General features: G+C 49.6%; 14 protein-coding genes and 1 riboswitch. Of the genes, 8 read left to right on the top strand and 6 right to left on the bottom strand.

Annotated features, from left to right (window positions below; all coding sequences use genetic code 11):
• Window positions 1–133: 133 nt before the first annotated feature.
• The 3 genes from FB479_RS16635 to moaC form a co-directional block, all read right to left on the bottom strand.
• Window positions 134–1,315 (bottom strand): pyridoxal phosphate-dependent aminotransferase, encoded by a 1,182-nt coding sequence (locus FB479_RS16635; protein WP_142066290.1) that lies wholly within the window; start codon window positions 1,313–1,315, stop codon window positions 134–136.
• An 85-nt stretch (window positions 1,316–1,400) separates the two neighbouring features.
• A riboswitch (SAM riboswitch) is annotated at window positions 1,401–1,515 on the bottom strand.
• Window positions 1,516–1,575: 60 nt separating this feature from the next.
• Window positions 1,576–2,832, bottom strand: coding sequence for an MFS transporter (locus FB479_RS16640; RefSeq protein WP_142066031.1), 1,257 nt, complete (start codon window positions 2,830–2,832; stop codon window positions 1,576–1,578).
• A 3-nt stretch (window positions 2,833–2,835) separates the two neighbouring features.
• On the bottom strand, window positions 2,836–3,318 hold the full coding sequence (gene moaC / locus FB479_RS16645; protein WP_047071888.1) for a cyclic pyranopterin monophosphate synthase MoaC: 483 nt from the start codon (window positions 3,316–3,318) through the stop codon (window positions 2,836–2,838).
• A 173-nt stretch (window positions 3,319–3,491) separates the two neighbouring features.
• Here moaC and FB479_RS16650 point away from each other — a divergent pair, with 173 nt between their 5' ends.
• The 5 genes from FB479_RS16650 to FB479_RS16670 all read left to right on the top strand — a co-directional run bounded on the left by FB479_RS16650 (window position 3,492) and on the right by FB479_RS16670 (window position 7,409).
• Window positions 3,492–4,031 carry a methylated-DNA--[protein]-cysteine S-methyltransferase gene (locus tag FB479_RS16650; protein ID WP_142066032.1) on the top strand — a complete coding sequence of 180 codons (540 nt, stop codon included), beginning with the start codon at window positions 3,492–3,494 and terminating at the stop codon, window positions 4,029–4,031.
• Entirely contained in the window at window positions 4,024–4,737 is a 714-nt protein-coding gene (locus FB479_RS16655; RefSeq protein ID WP_142066033.1) for a 2OG-Fe(II) oxygenase, read from the top strand. The genes FB479_RS16650 and FB479_RS16655 overlap by 8 nt, the downstream gene beginning before the upstream one ends.
• Window positions 4,738–4,749: 12 nt before the next feature.
• The gene (locus FB479_RS16660; protein WP_142066034.1) at window positions 4,750–5,568 is read left to right on the top strand and encodes an SPL family radical SAM protein; all 819 of its coding nucleotides are present in this window, start codon (window positions 4,750–4,752) and stop codon (window positions 5,566–5,568) included.
• A gap of 103 nt (window positions 5,569–5,671) precedes the next feature.
• Entirely contained in the window at window positions 5,672–6,379 is a 708-nt protein-coding gene (locus FB479_RS16665) for a molybdenum cofactor biosynthesis protein (RefSeq protein WP_047071883.1), read from the top strand.
• 4 nt (window positions 6,380–6,383) lie between these two features.
• Window positions 6,384–7,409, top strand: coding sequence for a ThiF family adenylyltransferase (locus FB479_RS16670; protein ID WP_142066035.1), 1,026 nt, complete (start codon window positions 6,384–6,386; stop codon window positions 7,407–7,409).
• Between the two features lie 63 nt (window positions 7,410–7,472).
• On the opposite strand, the gene FB479_RS16675 is transcribed toward FB479_RS16670, so the two are convergent.
• Genes FB479_RS16675 through FB479_RS16685 form a run of 3 tightly spaced genes read right to left on the bottom strand, consistent with a single transcriptional unit; the run spans window position 7,473 to window position 10,963 of the window.
• Complete coding sequence (locus FB479_RS16675; RefSeq protein WP_142066036.1) at window positions 7,473–8,531, bottom strand: sensor histidine kinase; 1,059 nt, start codon at window positions 8,529–8,531, stop codon at window positions 7,473–7,475.
• The gene (locus FB479_RS16680) at window positions 8,528–9,202 is read right to left on the bottom strand and encodes a response regulator transcription factor (RefSeq protein WP_106654551.1); all 675 of its coding nucleotides are present in this window, start codon (window positions 9,200–9,202) and stop codon (window positions 8,528–8,530) included. Before FB479_RS16680 ends, FB479_RS16675 begins: the two co-directional genes overlap by 4 nt.
• A gap of 3 nt (window positions 9,203–9,205) precedes the next feature.
• Window positions 9,206–10,963, bottom strand: coding sequence for an ABC transporter ATP-binding protein (locus FB479_RS16685; protein ID WP_106654550.1), 1,758 nt, complete (start codon window positions 10,961–10,963; stop codon window positions 9,206–9,208).
• 290 nt (window positions 10,964–11,253) lie between these two features.
• Here FB479_RS16685 and acnA point away from each other — a divergent pair, with 290 nt between their 5' ends.
• The 3 genes from acnA (at window position 11,254) to FB479_RS16700 (ending at window position 17,076) form a co-directional block, all read left to right on the top strand.
• The gene (acnA, locus tag FB479_RS16690) at window positions 11,254–13,983 is read left to right on the top strand and encodes an aconitate hydratase AcnA (protein ID WP_142066037.1); all 2,730 of its coding nucleotides are present in this window, start codon (window positions 11,254–11,256) and stop codon (window positions 13,981–13,983) included.
• Window positions 13,984–14,222: 239 nt separating this feature from the next.
• Window positions 14,223–15,404, top strand: coding sequence for an alanine racemase (gene alr / locus FB479_RS16695; protein WP_106654548.1), 1,182 nt, complete (start codon window positions 14,223–14,225; stop codon window positions 15,402–15,404).
• Between the two features lie 79 nt (window positions 15,405–15,483).
• Window positions 15,484–17,076 carry an alkaline phosphatase family protein gene (locus FB479_RS16700; protein ID WP_142066038.1) on the top strand — a complete coding sequence of 531 codons (1,593 nt, stop codon included), beginning with the start codon at window positions 15,484–15,486 and terminating at the stop codon, window positions 17,074–17,076.
• Window positions 17,077–17,080: the final 4 nt, after the last annotated feature.

The raw sequence follows: 17,080 nt of genomic DNA on the forward strand, positions 1-17,080 counted from the left end.
CTGAGACTAATTATCATTAACAATGCCATCGTATAATGAAAATCATTATCTGTCAATAATGAGAATGATTTTTATTCTAGAATAAAAAAGCCACACTCCATTTGTATGGTAGTGTGGCCAAATTGCCTCGCCATTATTTTGTTTTCGTAAATAACCCCAACCGCTCAATCCGCTGGACGGCTTCCGCGAGACGCTCTTCATTTGATAACAAAGCCGCTCGCACATAGCCCTCACCTGTCGGGCCAAAGCCATTTCCAGGCGCTACGACGACATGCGCTTTTTCCAAAAGCAGATCAGAAAATTCGACGGACGTGAAGCCACTTGGAACAGGAAGCCAAGCAAAAAACGAGCCTTGAGATGGCGGAGCCTGCCAGCCAATCCGATGCAAATTGGAGTACAAGGCATTGCGGCGGCTTTCGTAGACAGCCACGAGATCGCGAACGCACTGCTGCGAATCCGTCATCGCTTTGGCTGCCGCCATCTGCACCGCGCCGAACAGACTGACGAAGTAATGGTCCTGAATGAGATTGATCAGACGAACCAGCTCGCGATTTCCTACCATCGCACCAACACGCCAGCCTGCCATGTTGTACGTTTTGGACAAGGTATAAAATTCTACACCCACTTCTTTTGCACCCGGAACCTGCATGAAGCTGACCGGCTTTTTCCCGTCATAGCTGATCGCCCCGTAGGCGAAGTCATGGCAGACGACGATTTCATGTTTTCGCGCAAAACGAATGGTTTCCTCATAGAACTCGAGTGGTGCGTTGACTGCTGTCGGATTGTTCGGATAGTTGAGAAACATCAGTTTCGCTCGATCCAGGTCAGCTTGGGAGAGCTGGCTGTAGTCTGGCAAGAAGTCTTTTTCCGCCTTCAACGGCATCATGACCATCCGTCCGTTTACAACAGCAACCCCCGACCAATAATCCGGATAGCCCGGGTCTGGAACCAGCGCAACATCGCCTGCGTTCATGAGTACTTGGCAAATCTCTACCAGTCCGGTTTTGCTGCCGAACAAAATCGCTACTTCTTCCTCCGGATCGAGGTCCACATCAAACTCTTGCTTATACCAATGAGCTACAGCCTGCTTCAGTTCCACGCGTCCCTGAAAAGGCGGATATTTGTGATGGAGTGGCTGTGCCGCTTGCGCCTGTAGTTCTTCAATAATGTGCGGCGGTGTCGGCAAATCGGGATTGCCCTGCCCCAGGTTAATGACGTCATGGCCTTGCGCAATGACCTTGTTTACTTTTGCCACCAGGGTCGCAAAAAACTGGGTAGGGAGTCGATCAATCATGTCGGAGGGTTGAATGCGCATTTCTTTCTTCCATTCCTTTCTTGGGCCCAATACAGTAAAACCCCCTTTTTCCATACAGAAAAAGGGGGAGATCAGCTTGGTCACGTCCTTATCTGTCAGGAAAAAATCCTGCTGGAATTGGCACAGCATCTGTCCATTACATGGAACAGATCCGCTGCCGGGCTTCATAGGGCCAGTCCCTCCACCTCTCTGAATAAGTCAAACACACGGAATATACTGTTTTTTCGTCTATATCATACTACTTGAGCACGTAAACCGTGTCAAGATGCTTGATTCTGTAGGGGTACCTGATGTCGCCTTTTTTGAAAAGAAGTGTGGAAGGCAAAGAATGCCACAGACAACAGACACAAGCCTGCCATCACGAACAATAATCCCTGCGCATGAATCGATTGAAAAATGAATGCGCCAAGCAGTGGTCCGAGCATCCGCCCAGCTGATCCAGTTCCTGCAATCAGCCCTTGAATGAAGCCCTCTCGTCCCTCTGGCGTAAACTGTGCAGCTACTGCCGGCACCGCTGGCCACACGAGCATTTCTCCCAGCGTCATGATGAACATCCCCGCCACAAAGCCTGCATAAACCGTTGATTGAGACAAAATCAACATCGACAAGGCAAAAATATAAGCGCCCAAGAGCATTTGTGCCTTTAGCGTACGGGCAAAGCGTCGAATGACCCACGCAATCAATGGCTGACCAAACAGGATCAAACCGCCGTTCAGCGTCCACAACAAACTGTATTGACGGAGTGAAATGCCCAAAGATTGCATGTAGGTCGACAGTACCGTGGTCCACTGTACATAGACAATCCAGCTAATTAATAGCCCCCCGCATAATAGCAGCAATGCTCCCCATACCACTTTTGACTCTTGCTGTGTTTGTTGTAGCACATCACTAGTTGCTTGCTCAGACATGCTTTGTCCAGTCGTCGAGTTTTGGCGTTGTTGTTCCGCCAATTTTAACTGACGCGGCAAAATGAGCATGAACATGGCAAGGACGATCACTTGTGAGATAGCATTACCGAAAAACGTCCAGGCAAACGAAACACTTGCCAAGAAGCCACCCAACGCAGAACCGGCAGCTACCCCCACATTGAGGGAGACATAAATCAGATTGATTCCTTTGCGTCCTCCGTCCGGCCATAACACTACGGCCAGTGCATTCATCACAGGAGAAAGTGTTCCGTAAAACAGTCCATTCAACAGAAGCAAGACAACATAAATCGTAAAATCTTGCGTAACACCTAAGCCAACCGAAATGAGAATAACGCCGATGGAACCAACAATGATCGTGCGCATTTTGCCCCAGCGGTCAAACATCATCCCGCCGATAATACTCCCGATCAGGAATGCGCCTTGATTTAAAAGCAACAAGAAGCCGGCTACAGTCAGCGGCTTTCCGAGATGGTTGTGAATATAGATCGTGACCAGCGGCCAAATACATGCCATTCCGGTAGAAAAAATGACGGCAGCAATCGCCAATAAACGAATGCTGCTCGGATAGGATTCCCACTTTTGCCTCATGGCTTACTTCTCTCCCCGATGGAAATCGCCGCTTTTTCCGCCTGTTTTGGATTGCAGACTGGTCGGACCGATTATCATTTCTTTATCCATGGCTTTGCACATGTCATACACCGTCAAAGCCGCTACGCTGACAGCGGTCAACGCCTCCATCTCGACGCCTGTTTTCCCTGTCGTCTTCACGGTTCCTGTAATCGCAAGCGTCGTTTCATCTACAAAAGCAAATTGTATGTCGATGCCAGTCAATGGCAGCGGATGACACATCGGGATGATTTCCCACGTCTTTTTGGCAGCCATGACACCTGCTACCTGCGCAACTGCGAGTACATCGCCCTTTTCGATTCGACCTTCGCGGATTCGGGCGAGTGTTTCGGGCTTCATGCTGATTTGGCTCTCGGCTACAGCCACCCGTTTTGTGACATCCTTCTCAGATACGTCTACCATCCGCGCTCGATTTTGCTCATTAAAATGTGTTAATTGATCAGTCATACTAGCATCGTTCCTCCTCTATCTCCTCCTACCTTACTCCCACCACTGGATAAAAGCAATGGGAATGTAGAAGACACTGTTTCGTTATCTTGCTCATCCACTCCTAAAAACGTACGAAGAACAGGTGCTGGAGGTATACTGTGCGTACACAGCTCAAAAGGAGGCGTATGGAAATGGAAACGAATAAGGAGCAGACGGTACGTTGGGCAATGCTGAAGCACGGTGATTGGACTATTTATTTAGCTGCAACGGCTGCTGGACTTTGTTATGTCGGCTCGGCCAACCAGCCTTTTGCTGAATTGGAAGCGTGGGTTGAAAAGCACCGCCCACAAAATGCACTGGTGCAAGACGATCCATGGCTAAAGCCTTTTGCAACAGAACTAATGGAGTATTTGCAAGGAGCACGCGAGCATTTTTCCATGGATTGCGATCTGCAAGGAACACCCTTTCAGCTCGCTGTCTGGGAGGCACTGCGCCAAATCCCATACGGTCAAACGGCATCGTACACCGACATTGCGAACATCATTGAAAAGCCTGCTGCTGTTCGTGCCGTCGGTGCCGCAATTGGTGCCAATCCGCTTCTCATTACAGTCCCCTGCCACCGCGTTGTTGGTAAAAACGGTTCACTGACCGGCTATCGTGGTGGACTGCCCATGAAGACAACTCTGCTTGATCTGGAGAAAAAGACAAATCGGGGTGTGAAACATGGCTAATTCACTGACAGAAAGGATCGCTGCACTTGACTGGCATTCCCTGCAACAGGAGTTGGACGAACAAGGGTATGCAGCTGTTCCTTCCTTAATAAGCTCGGATGCATGCGAAGAATTAATCGCTACGTACGGACAGGATGACCTATTTCGCAATACGATCCAAATGGCGCGGTACCGTTTCGGTGAAGGGGAGTATCGCTATTATCAGGCTCCCCTTCCCTCGCTTTTGCAGGAGCTTCGCGAAAGCTTTTATCCGATGCTTGCGCAAACTGCGAATCGATGGCTGGAAATGCTTGGACGCGAAGCGATTTACCCTGCTACCCTCCCTAAATTTTTGGCGCAATGTCACGATCAGGGCCAGCTGCGCTCTACTCCACTGATTTTGAAATATGAATCAGGCGGCTATAATTGCTTGCATCAAGATATGTACGGCGAGGTGTTCTTCCCGTTTCAAGTTGTTTTTGCCTTGAATCAGAAGGAGAAGGACTACAGGGGCGGAGAATTTCTGCTGATGGAGCAACGGCCGCGCGCGCAGAGCCGGGGACATGTGATAACCTTGGAGCAAGGCGCTGGACTGATTTTCCCTACATCCTATCGTCCTGTACAGGGCACGCGAGGCTATTATAAAAACACGCTGCGCCACGGTGTCAGCACAATTACCTCAGGAAAGCGCTACAGCCTCGGGATTATTTTTCATGATGCAAAGTGAGGAACGCCCAATATGAAACACATCCTTTCCTATAAAATGCCGAAAACCCTCCTTAATAAAGGAAGCGGATTTCTTGCAGATTACACCCATTCGCTCAATCCGTATACAGGCTGTTCTTTCGCCTGCTCTTATTGCTATGTTCGGCAAATGCCTGTCTCTTTGTTTCGAAACGAGCAATGGGGCACGTGGGTTGACATCAAGCAGCAAGCTGCCGATTTATTGCGCAAGGAGTTAATGCGGGCTAAGAAAAAAGGAAAGGTGACCATCTTCATGTCTTCGAGTACAGACCCGTACCAGCCCATCGAACACACGGAAAAGGTAACGAGGTCTTTACTCGAAGTCATGGTAGAGAATCCACCTGATTTTTTGCTGGTACAGACGAGGAGTCCCTTGGTATGGCGGGATGCCGATTTGTTGCTCTTACTCGGCGATCGCGTGCGCGTCAGCATGACCGTCGAGACCGATTTGGAGGAAATTCGCAGGCACTTTAGCCCACACGCTCCCCCCATTCAAGCACGGCTCAAAACACTCCAGCGTTTGGCGGAGGCAGGCATCCCTACACAAGCAACCATTGCCCCTGTTTTGCCTAGCAGTGAGTCATTCCCGGAGATTTTGCGCCCCTTGGTCACACGTGTCTGTGTCGACGATTTTTATATGGGAGATGGCAGCGGCGGTAAACGAACGAAAAGAAACGGCATTCCCGCTCTCTATGAACAGCTTGGACTGGAAAAATGGTATGATCCTTCCGCCTATCGGATCGTCTACGATCGGCTATTACGTGTTTTTCCCCCGGATCAGATCTATTTGAGTCAGGAAGGCTTCGCCCCTTAGAAGCAACCGTTAATGGAAACACCCCATTCATTGGCAACTTTGATCGGTTTATGATATCGTCTAGCCTAGAGAGTAGTATCATCCAGGGAAATGAGGAATTGTCTTGACCATTACGATCTTGTTATTTGCCGGACTCGCCGAACGTGCGAATGCCCGGGAAGTACAGTTGACCCTATCTGAAGGCGCGACCGTTAGCGATCTTCTGCAAGCAGTGGAAAAAGAATATCCTGCGCTCTCTGCGCTTTTGGGCAGTTGCTTTGTCTCTATCAATCATGAATATGCGGCGAAAAATCAGGTCATTTCAGCTGATGACGAGATTGCCCTCTTGCCACCTGTAAGCGGCGGAGAAGAAGATCCGCGCTTCGCCATTACCGAGGAGCCCATTTCTGCGGACAAGCTCGTTCGTCTGGTGAGCAACCCGCATGCAGGCGCGATCCTTACTTTTGTCGGAACTGTTCGCGAATTTACCCATGGTCAGCGCACGGTGTATTTGTCCTATGAAGCATATGCCCCCATGGCTGTTGAAAAAATGAAGCAGGTCGCAGCAGAGATCGAGGAACGCTGGCCGGGAGCTCAAGTCGCGATGCACCATCGTATCGGTAATTTGGCTGTGGAAGAGATTGCGGTTGTTTGTGCCGTGGCAACAGCGCATCGCAATGAATCGTTTGAAGCAGGCCGTTATGCCATCGAGCGACTCAAGCAGATCGTTCCCATTTGGAAAAAAGAAATGTGGGAAGATGGAAGCGAATGGAAGGGACATCAGCAAGGACCGTGGAATCCGCTTGCGATGCCAGAAGGAAAGGTGGAGTAACGCCTTGGATACTCGCTATTCCCGTCAAATATTGTTTCATCCAATCGGGCGCAGTGGACAGGAAAAGCTCGGGCAAAGCCGTGTAGCGATCGTCGGCATGGGAGCCCTCGGAACTGTTCTCTCCAATCATATGGTCCGTGCCGGAGTAGGTTTTGTCCGCATCATTGACCGCGACTTCGTCGAGCCGAGCAACCTGCAGCGTCAAATGCTCTACGACGAATCCGATGCAGCCGAGCATTTGCCAAAAGCAATCGCCGCTCACGCCAAGTTGACAAAGATCAACTCAGCTGTCACCATCGAACCGATTGTCGCAGACCTCACCGCTTACAATGCGGAGGAATTGCTGGCAGATGTCGATCTCGTTCTGGATGCAACGGATAACTTTCAGGTGAGATATCTCGTGAACGATGTTTGCGTTAAGCATAGTATTCCGTGGGTGTACGGTGGCGCTGTGAGTGCGACCGGAACATTTACCGCGATTCGTCCGGGGATCACGCCTTGCTTGCGCTGTCTTTTCCCTGAAGCGCCAAACCCGGGTGAGATGCCTACCTGTGACACGGCTGGCGTCATCGGACCGATCATTCACATCGTCGCTTCCTATCAGGCAACAGAAGCGTTCAAGCTGTTAGTGGGCGCAACGGATGAGCTCAATCCGAATTTGGAGCACTTTGAGATTTGGCATAACCGCCATCAGCAAATCAAAGTGGTCAACGCTCGCCGAGACGACTGTCCGACATGCGGGCAGAAGGAATTTTCGTTTTTGCAGCCGGATACCCAGGATGGACAAGCCGTTTCGCTTTGCGGTCGAGACACCGTACAAATCTCGCCCGCCGCTGCAATCACGCTTGATCTGAACGCATTGGCTGATAGACTCTCTCCTTTGGGACAAATCGAGCAAAACAAGTTTTTGCTGCGTTTCCGTGTCGATACGTACACGCTCGTCATTTTCCCGGATGGTCGCGTCCTCGTGCAAGGCACGGATGACATCAGCCAGGCACGTTCGCTCCATGCCAAGTATATCGGAGCGTAACTAGTTTACCCGCAATGAAAATAAGCTGTCCCAGACCGTCGTACGGACGAAGGGGCAGCTTTTTTATGCCGTTTGAACAAATGTAATCGTAAACGTGGTACCTTTTCCTACTTCACTCTCAACGACGATCGTGGCATGATGCAAATCGATTATTTTTTTCACGATCGCCAGTCCCAGACCACTCCCCGAATTGGCTCGGTTCCGCGATGGATCCGCCTTGAAAAATCTTTCGAAAATGCGTTCCTGATTTTCCTTGGATATCCCGATTCCCGAGTCGGTTATTTTCACGAGCACTTCTCCGTTTACAGCCTCCAGCTTTACACTGATTTTCCCGCCTGCCTCTGTGAATTTTATGCTGTTACCAAGCATGTTGGTCCAGACTTGACTCAGCATATCCTCGTCGGCGACAATTTCGACTTTTTCCAAGTCAATGTCCATTTCAATCTCTTTCGCCATCCATTGCGGCTCGCATGCGAGGATGATTGTGCGTAGTTGCGTGTCCAACCGATAAGGCTTCCGCTCCAAATCATGCTGGATGCCCTCTAGCGCAGTGAGCTTCAGCAGGTTGTCACTGATCTTGGACAGTCGCTTGCTTTCTGACTCGATAATCTCCAAGTAACGAGTACGTTCCTCTAGGCTAAGTCTTTCATTATGCAGGGCGCGAGCAAACCCGCTGATGGACGTCAGAGGCGATTGAATTTCGTGGGAAACATTGGAGATGAACTCTTGCCGCAGCTTCTCCATCTCATTTAATTGCTCCGCCACGTGGTTGATGCCATCTACCAGCTCCCCCCATTCGTGCGCCAGCTTGATATCGAGATTGACCCGAAAATCCCCCATGGCAATCCGTCTGAGCGCATCAATCAATGGTTGAAACCTGCCCCGATGCCTTGGCATGGTGAAGAAAGAAATGATCATCCCTACTCCAATAAACAACATGCAGCTCATAACTGAATGGACCAACGTTTTTACAAGATCATTGGGATGATAGCCCATATAGCCATAAAAAAGAGAGGTAACCCCGTATGCAGCAAGCCCGCACAAGCCAAAAACAGCACATAAGCCCACTACGCCCACGATTTTCAGCAAAACATGTGAACGGTCTGATCTTCTCATTTTCATACGACAATCTCCAAACGATAACCAAGTCCCCGAACCGTCCGGATCAAAAAGCCGTACATCGCTTCCGGAAAACGCTCCCGCAATCGGTTGATATGCACGTCTACTGTGCGCTCATTTCCTTCAAAATCATATCCCCATATTTGTTCGATCAGCTGCTCGCGGGAAATGGTCTGCCCGGGATAGCTGGCCAGTTTGAACAACAGCTCGAACTCCTTTAGTGGGATCGTCCAAGTTTTCGTACCGCTAGCGACTGCAAACGTTTTACGATCAAGCAGCAATCTTCCTGCTTGAACCTGATGAGAAGCGGCAATCCGGTAACGCTTGAGCAGCGCTTTTACCCGGACGACCAGCTCCTGCGGATCAAACGGCTTCACCAAATAATCGTCTGTCCCTAGCTCAAAGCCTTTGATTTTTTGCGATGTCTCTCCCTTGGCCGTCAGCATGAGCAAGGGAAAATCATAATGCTTGCGAAGATGCCGACACAGCTCCCAGCCGTCCATGTTCGGCATCATGATGTCAAGAATCACCAGCTGTGCGGCAACCGTCTCCAGTTTGTCCAGTGCCTCCTGTCCGTCTGCGGCTTCCACTATCGTAAAGCCTTCATTGCGCAAGAAGACGCTGACGAGCTCGCGAATATGCGGATCGTCGTCGACTACCATAATCGTGGTCACGTTCTACACCCTCTCTTTTACGAGCAATTGCTGACTAGCCAGTTCGCGGTACATCTCATGGGTTTGAAAAAGCTCTTCATGTGTACCCATACCTGTGATTTTTCCCTTTTCCAAAAAGATGATTTGATCTGCTTCCACCACGGTCGACAAGCGATGGGCAATCACAAGGGTAGTACGCCCCTTCATTAAATTTTGCAACGCCTTCTGGACAATCATCTCGGAGTTGCTGTCCAAGCTAGAGGTCGCTTCATCCAGCATCAAGATTTGCGGGTCCCGAAGCAATGCACGAGCAATGCCGATTCGTTGGCGCTGTCCGCCCGATAGCTTCATGCCTCGCTCCCCTACTTCTGTCTCATAGCCATTCGGCAATTCCTCAATAAATTGGTCCGCATAGGCCATCTTTGCCGCCTCTTTCAGTTCCTCGTCGCTAATCGTCCGTGAAATCCCGTAGCAAATATTTTCTCGGATGGTTCCGGCGATCAATGGGCTTTCCTGGGACACGTAGCCGATTTGACTTCTCCACGACTTCAAGGAAAAATCCGTGATGGGATCATTGCCCAGCCTGATTTCTCCACGCAGTGGCTGGTAATACCTTTCAACCAGCGAAAACAACGTTGTCTTGCCGCTGCCGCTCGGTCCGACAATCGCATTTACTTTTCCGGCCCCAATCGTAAAGCTGACATCATCGAGTATCGTTTCCCCGTTCTCATACCCAAAGCTCACATGGTTCACATGAATGGGCTGGCCTGCGTTTTCAAGCGTCCGTCCTGTCAAAAGATCTTCTTCTTCGGCGTCCAGCGTCGCAATGATTCTTTCTGTTGCCCCCATGGCTTTTTGCAAGGAGGTGAAAAACTGTGTGAATTGCCCCAGCGGTATGACAATTTGCACTAGATACAAAATAAACGCGACCAGCTCACCAGCTGTCAATGCTCCCGTGGACACCCGCATGCCACCATAGCCGATCACAACCACGAGCAGCACCATCAAGATAAAGGACATTAACGGTCCAATGACGGCTTGGACTCTTCCTTCTTTCAGCCCGAATCGGAACAAATTTCCGATTGCCTTTGTTCCCATCCCCAGTTCGTGTGTTTCGGCATTGGAAGATTTGACAAGCCGCATCTCTTGCAGCACTTGATTCATAATCGTCGTAAAGCTGGCGGTCTCGTCTTGCAGTCCTTTTGAAATTTTGTACATCTGACTGCCAAGCGGTATGAGAATCCCGATGCACAACGGCACAGCAACGAGCATGGTTAACGTCATTTGCCAATCGAGGTATAGCAAAGTCACGACAGAACCAACAATCGTGATCAATCCTGTAAAAAAGCTGGACAGTTGATCACTAATCAAGCTTTTCACAACGCCGGTATCGTTGGTCATTCGACTAATCGTCTCACCTGTCCGGTTGTTATCATAATAAGAGATCGGCAGGACGAGCAGTTTTTTCCAGAGTCTTTCCCGGAGTGAGGCTACCACACTCTCGCCGACATGATTTAATAAGTAGATGGACAGCCCTCCCGCAATCGCTTGTGCGACAAAGGCAACGATCAAGAGAATGATTTGTGGTGTCGTGATCGTAGATAGGGAAAAGCTGTCCACTAAATCCTTCGTAAACAACGGAATCACTAAGCTAACCAGTGTGGTGGCGATGCTCATGAACAACGCGACACCGATTTTGAGCTTGGATGGCTTTGTTTCCATAATTAATCGAAAGAAGGGGCGCCAGTTTCCCCATTTCGCTACGCTATTGGTCTGTTCCATTCGTTTATTTCTCCCCTTTTTCCTCTACTCATTTTCACTTGCAAGAGATACGATACTGCATGAATGTAAACGAAATATAAACGGGATAATAATTGAAGTGCGTGCAATTTTCTTCTTTCTAATAAGAAGACGTTCGTGATCCAATTTTCTTTACCTATGATTTTTGTATATAAATGATGAATTTGGGGTAGAAGCCGGGAAACAAATCGTATATAATAGGTTCGTAATGAAGAAACGAAACAACGTTTCACCAGATGAAACTCCAAGTTATTATAGGGAGGTTGTATACATTGGCTAACAAAGATGCTTACAAAGTAAAGTCTTCCCTGCAAGTAGGCGACAAGTCTTTTGCTTACTATCGCCTGCAAGGGTTGGAAGAACAAGGATTGGGCGATGTTTCCAAACTGCCGTTCTCCATTAAAGTTCTGCTCGAGGCTGCTGTACGTCAGTTCGACGGCCGCGCGATCACCAAAGAACACGTACAACAATTGGCGACCTGGACAAAAGGCCGCGATGAAAACCAAGAAGTACCTCTCATGCCAGCTCGTATCGTTCTGCAAGACTTCACCGGTGTACCGGCTGTAGTTGACTTGGCAGCGATGCGCATCGCGATGAAGCGCGCTGGTGGAGATCCAAAACGAATCAACCCATTGGTTCCAGTTGACCTCGTTATCGACCACTCCGTCATGGTTGACGATTTCGGTAACGCGTCCGCTCTGGACAACAACATGAAATTGGAATTCGAACGCAACCAAGAGCGCTACCGCTTCCTGCGTTGGGCACAAACTGCGTTTGACAACTTCCGTGCGGTTCCTCCAGCTACTGGTATCGTTCACCAAGTAAACTTGGAGTACCTCGCAACTGTAATCGCTACTCGCGAAGTAGATGGCGAATTGGTTGCTTTCCCTGACTCTCTCGTAGGTACTGACTCCCACACCACTATGATTAACGGTCTTGGTGTTCTTGGATGGGGTGTTGGTGGTATCGAGGCAGAAGCAGGAATGCTCGGCCAACCACTGTATTTCGTAACGCCAGAAGTCGTTGGTTTCAAACTGACTGGTACCCTGAGTGCTGGTGCAACTGCAACCGACCTCGCTCTGACTGTTACACAAATGCTGCGTAAAAAAGGCGTTGTAGGTAAATTCGTGGAGTTCTACGGACCAGGCCTGTCCAACATCTCGCTGGCTGACCGCGCTACCGTAGCGAACATGGCACCTGAGTACGGCGCTACAATGGGCTTCTTCCCAGTAGATGCTGAGACACTCAACTACATGCGTCAAACCGGTCGTGAAGAAGACCTCATCTCCTTGGTTGAAACTTACACCAAAGCGCAAGGCCTCTTCCGTACTGACGAAACTGTTGACCCAGTATTCTCCGAAACATTGGAACTGGATCTGTCCACTGTCGTACCTAGCTTGGCTGGTCCAAAACGTCCACAAGACCGCGTAGAGCTGACTGCTATGAAGGAATCCTTCAATACCAGCCTCGTGACGCCGATCGACAAAGGTGGATTTGGCCTCTCCGAAGAGAAAATCGCAGCTAGCGCACCAGTTGCTTATGCTAACGGTGAAACAGCTACGCTGAAAACTGGTTCGGTTGTAATCGCAGCGATCACTTCCTGTACCAATACATCAAATCCTAGCGTAATGCTGGGTGCAGGTATCCTGGCGAAAAAAGCTGTGGAAAAAGGCCTGAAAAAGCCTGCTTTCGTAAAAAGCTCCCTGGCTCCAGGTTCCCGTGTCGTTACACAATACCTGAAAGACGCTGGTCTGATCGACTCCTTGGATGCTATCGGATTCAACGTCGTAGGTTATGGTTGCACCACTTGCATCGGTAACTCCGGTCCATTGCCAGAGGAAACCAGCAAAGCTATCGCTGACGAAGATCTGACAGTTGCAGCGGTACTTTCCGGTAACCGTAACTTCGAAGGCCGTATCCATGCACAGGTAAAAGCGAACTACCTCGCTTCTCCTCCATTGGTTATCGCCTATGCACTCGCAGGTACTGTAAATATCGACCTGACTACAGAGCCAATCGGCACTGGCAAAGACGGTCAACCTGTATTCTTGAAAGACATCTGGCCAACTCCACAAGAGATCGCAGCTGCAATGGACAAAGCAATGAATCCTGCTCTGTTCCGCGCTGAGTACGGCCAAGTGTTCACACAAAACGAAGCTTGGAACAAAATCGACGTTCCAACTGGCGACCTGTACGAGTGGGATGAAAAATCCACGTACATCCAAGAGCCGCCATTCTTCCAAAACCTGGCTGGAGAAATCGCTAAAATCGCAGACATCAAAGCAGCGAACACTATCGCACTCTTCGGTGATTCTGTGACAACTGACCATATCTCCCCAGCAGGCAACATCTCGCCAACTAGCCCAGCAGGTCTCTATCTGCAAGCAAACGGCGTAGAGCGCAAAGACTTCAACTCCTACGGTGCTCGCCGTGGTAGCCACGATGTAATGATGCGCGGTACATTTGCGAACATCCGTATCCGCAACCAAGTGGCTCCTGGCACTGAGGGCGGCGTAACCAAATACTTGCCAACTGACGAAGTAATGTCCATCTACGATGCTTCCATGAAGTATCAAGCAGACGGTACTCCACTCGTTGTACTGGCTGGTAAAGAGTACGGTACTGGTTCTTCCCGTGACTGGGCAGCAAAAGGTACATTCCTCTTGGGCATCAAAGCAGTTATCGCTGAGAGCTTCGAGCGTATCCACCGTGCTAACCTGGTTGGTATGGGCGTTCTGCCTCTGCAATTCGCTGATGGCCAAAGCTGGAAGTCCCTCGGCATCGACGGTACTGAGTCCTTCAGCATTGTAGGCCTCTCCGATGATGTACAACCTGGTCAACGCGTAAAAGTAGAAGCAACGAAGAAAGACGGCAGCACTTTCGCATTCGAAGTAATCGTGCGCCTCGATTCCATGGTAGACGTAGACTACTACCGCAATGGTGGTATCCTGCAAACGGTTCTGCGTCAATTGCTGGATGAAGGCAAACCAGTAAACGCGTAAGCAAACGAATAAAAAATAAGTTCGTATCAGCACCCACCCAACGAAAAGAGCAGACTCCGAGTATTTCGGCAGTCTGCTCTTTTTTGCGTTTCCACCCAGACTTATGGTTGTCGCTTGCAGGCCACCGTGCTGATGACTTGCTTTTTGTTTTTTCTTCCTGATGGGCCACGCTTAAGTAGAAGATTCAGTGAATACGCATGGAAGAGGGAAGTGTTTCCCAGAAAAAGGAGGGATTCGTGATGAAACAGTTATTTCGCGAAACCTGGATCGAGGTTAATCTCGATGCCATCAAGAAAAATATTCGGGCGATACGCCGGCATATTCCTGAACAGACGAAAATCATGGCGGTTGTCAAAGCGAATGCCTATGGCCATGGTTCTGCCGGAGTAGCACGCCATGCCCTCGAGTACGGGGCTACTTCCCTCGCTGTCGCCATCCTGGAAGAAGGCATCGTCTTACGCAAGGCGGGAATTGCAGCACCTATACTCGTGCTTGGATTCACCCCCCTTTCCCGTGTCAAAGAGGCGGTTGCTTGGAATATAGAGCTGTCCGCGTTTCAGACCGATTGGATTAAAAAAGCCGATAAAATGGTCAAATCAACGGCTTTCTCCAATCGTCTGAACATCCATATTAACGTAGACACCGGGATGGGGCGCTTGGGCGTTCGGACAAAATCCGGGTTGCTTTCAGTCGTGAAGGCTTTAACGTCAAGCTCTTCCCTTGCATGGACCGGAATCTTCACTCATTTTTCCACTGCGGATGAACCCGATCAGACATTAACCAAAGCGCAACACGAGTTATTTGTTGATTATCTTCGTTATCTGAAGGAAAAAGGCTTCGAGCTTCCGACCGTACACATGAGCAACACCGCTGCAACCATTGCTTTTCCCGAATACAGCGCCGATATGATCCGCCTCGGAATCGGCATGTATGGGCTGTATCCATCCGCTTATATCCGACAACTCAATCGTGTGAAGCTCGTTCCGGCACTCAGCTTGAAATCGCGCTTCTCCTATGTAAAGACAATGCTGACGCCACCGTTTACCATTAGTTATGGTGCTACATACATAGCAAAGCGCGGAGAGGTCATCGGGACGATTCCAATCGGTTATGCCGACGGTTATTCGCGCGCACTCTCTAACCGGGGATTTGTTCTGTATCGAGGCAGACGTTTGCCGATTGCAGGGCGAGTGACGATGGATCAGATGATGGTCAGCTTGGGAGAAGGCAGTGGAAAGCAAGGCGATGAGGTCGTGATTTACGGCAAGCAAGGGAACCGCGAGATTACTGTCGATGAGATTGCCGAAATGCTCGGGACGATCAACTATGAAGTCGTTGCGACCCTCAGTAATCGCATCCCTCGTTTGTTTTTGGAAAATGGGGTGGTTGTAGAAATCACTCATCTGTTGCCGGAAGGTTAAATGAGGCAGGCTTGGAGAATAATTTTTTTGCGAAAACAAAAAATAGGGAAAACCAAATTCGCAAAAAAGGAATGGAAACATGAAATCGCGATTCACATACGCCATCCTTCTCCTGTTGGCGCTGAGTCTGACTGTGATCAGCTGCAAGCCAGACTCAGCTTCCCAAATCCGTCAGCATAGCCTTAAGGCTCAGCCCTCGGCTGAGAGAAATGAATCGCAAAAGCCTGTCCTGCTCATTCTCATTGATTCGTTAATGGACAAACCCCTGCAAGAAGCGATCCGGCAAGGCCGCGCTCCTGCTTTGGGTTATTTGCTTGCTAACGGGCGCTATTACCCGCATGTTGTGAGCTCATTTCCCACCATGTCGGTAACCATCGACAGCACTCTCCTTACAGGTACGTATGCCAATCAGCATCATGTACCGGGATTATCCTGGTTCAGCAACAAGGAAAAACGGATGATTTATTACGGGTATGGTCCCAAAGAAGGTCTAAAGATCGATCAGCCACAAGTGCTGCTAGATATCCTTCATCAATTGAATCTGGTCCAGCTCAATCCGCATACGAAAACTATTCATGAAGAACTGGCTGAAAAAGGCAAGGATACCGCTTCGATCAATGGTATTATTTGGCGAGGCAAAACAGCGCACACCTTGCAGATCCCCCGTCTCGTTGAATTCAGTACACGTTTGCCGGGCGAGGTGAATGTGAACGGGCCAAAACTGCTGTCGTATGCAGCATTTGCCCAGCTTGATCCGAATCAAAAAAGTGAAAAGCGCATTTGGCGAAAATACGGGATGAATGATGAGTTTTCCGCGCAGGAGATCAATTATCTCATCACCAACAAGAAGCTTCCCCCTCTTACCATCGCGTACTTGCCGGAAAATGACATGGAGGTACACATGAAGGGAGCAGCTTCCATCGAAGGGATTGAAAAAGCAGATAAAGCCCTGCAAACCGTGCTTGATGCTTTTGGTTCATGGGACAAGGCAGTCAAGGAAGCGCGGTGGATCGTCATGGGAGATAGTGCCCAGAGCGCTGTTCTGGATGATCGCCAGGTCGCTACCATTGATTTGCGCGACTTTTTGACCCCTTATCAGATCGCGAAAATCGGTCGACCCCTCACACCCACTGACCAAATTGTGATTTCGACCAACGAACGGATGGCCTATATTTATGCCCTGGACCCGCGTATTCCGTTACCCGATATCGTAAAACGTTTGCAGCGTGAACCGAAGCTGGACATCATTGCACGGAAGGAAGGCAACAAGATTGTCGTAACAGCTGGCACGGTCAACCGACAATTTACTTACCAGCAAAAGGGTCCCTATACCGATCCATACGGTCAATCATGGACCTTCAGTGGTGATCCGCGTCTGCTCGATATTACCATGAAAAAGAATCGGATCACGTATGGGAAATATCCTGACGTTTTGGCGAGGCTCTACGGCGCAATGAATTCGCATGAAGGCAGATATGTGGTCGTTACTGTTCAGCCTGGCCATGAGCTTATAACGGAAAACTCCCCCACCCATATCGGCGGTGCTGCACACGGTTCCTTGCACGAGATGGACTCAATCGTTCCCATGCTAGTAATCGGGACAACGACGCGCCCCCAAGCATTGCGTCTCGTCGATATGAAAGACTGGCTGTTGCGCCTGACAACCGAATGAGTGA

The sequence above is a fragment of the Brevibacillus sp. AG162 genome, from assembly GCF_006715575.1.
Lineage (GTDB): Bacteria > Bacillota > Bacilli > Brevibacillales > Brevibacillaceae > Brevibacillus > Brevibacillus brevis.

Bases quoted from the DNA above. Each gene is read 5' to 3' on its own strand.
- FB479_RS16700 (WP_142066038.1), top strand. From the start codon at position 15,484: ATGAAATCGCGATTCACATACGCCATCCTTCTCCTGTTGGCGCTGAGT.
- alr (WP_106654548.1), top strand. From the start codon at position 14,223: ATGAAACAGTTATTTCGCGAAACCTGGATCGAGGTTAATCTCGATGCC.
- FB479_RS16635 (WP_142066290.1), bottom strand. From the start codon at position 1,315: ATGCGCATTCAACCCTCCGACATGATTGATCGACTCCCTACCCAGTTT.
- FB479_RS16640 (WP_142066031.1), bottom strand. From the start codon at position 2,832: ATGAGGCAAAAGTGGGAATCCTATCCGAGCAGCATTCGTTTATTGGCG.
- FB479_RS16660 (WP_142066034.1), top strand. From the start codon at position 4,750: ATGAAACACATCCTTTCCTATAAAATGCCGAAAACCCTCCTTAATAAA.
- FB479_RS16655 (WP_142066033.1), top strand. From the start codon at position 4,024: ATGGCTAATTCACTGACAGAAAGGATCGCTGCACTTGACTGGCATTCC.
- FB479_RS16675 (WP_142066036.1), bottom strand. From the start codon at position 8,531: ATGAAAATGAGAAGATCAGACCGTTCACATGTTTTGCTGAAAATCGTG.
- FB479_RS16685 (WP_106654550.1), bottom strand. From the start codon at position 10,963: ATGGAACAGACCAATAGCGTAGCGAAATGGGGAAACTGGCGCCCCTTC.
- FB479_RS16650 (WP_142066032.1), top strand. From the start codon at position 3,492: ATGGAAACGAATAAGGAGCAGACGGTACGTTGGGCAATGCTGAAGCAC.
- moaC (WP_047071888.1), bottom strand. From the start codon at position 3,318: ATGACTGATCAATTAACACATTTTAATGAGCAAAATCGAGCGCGGATG.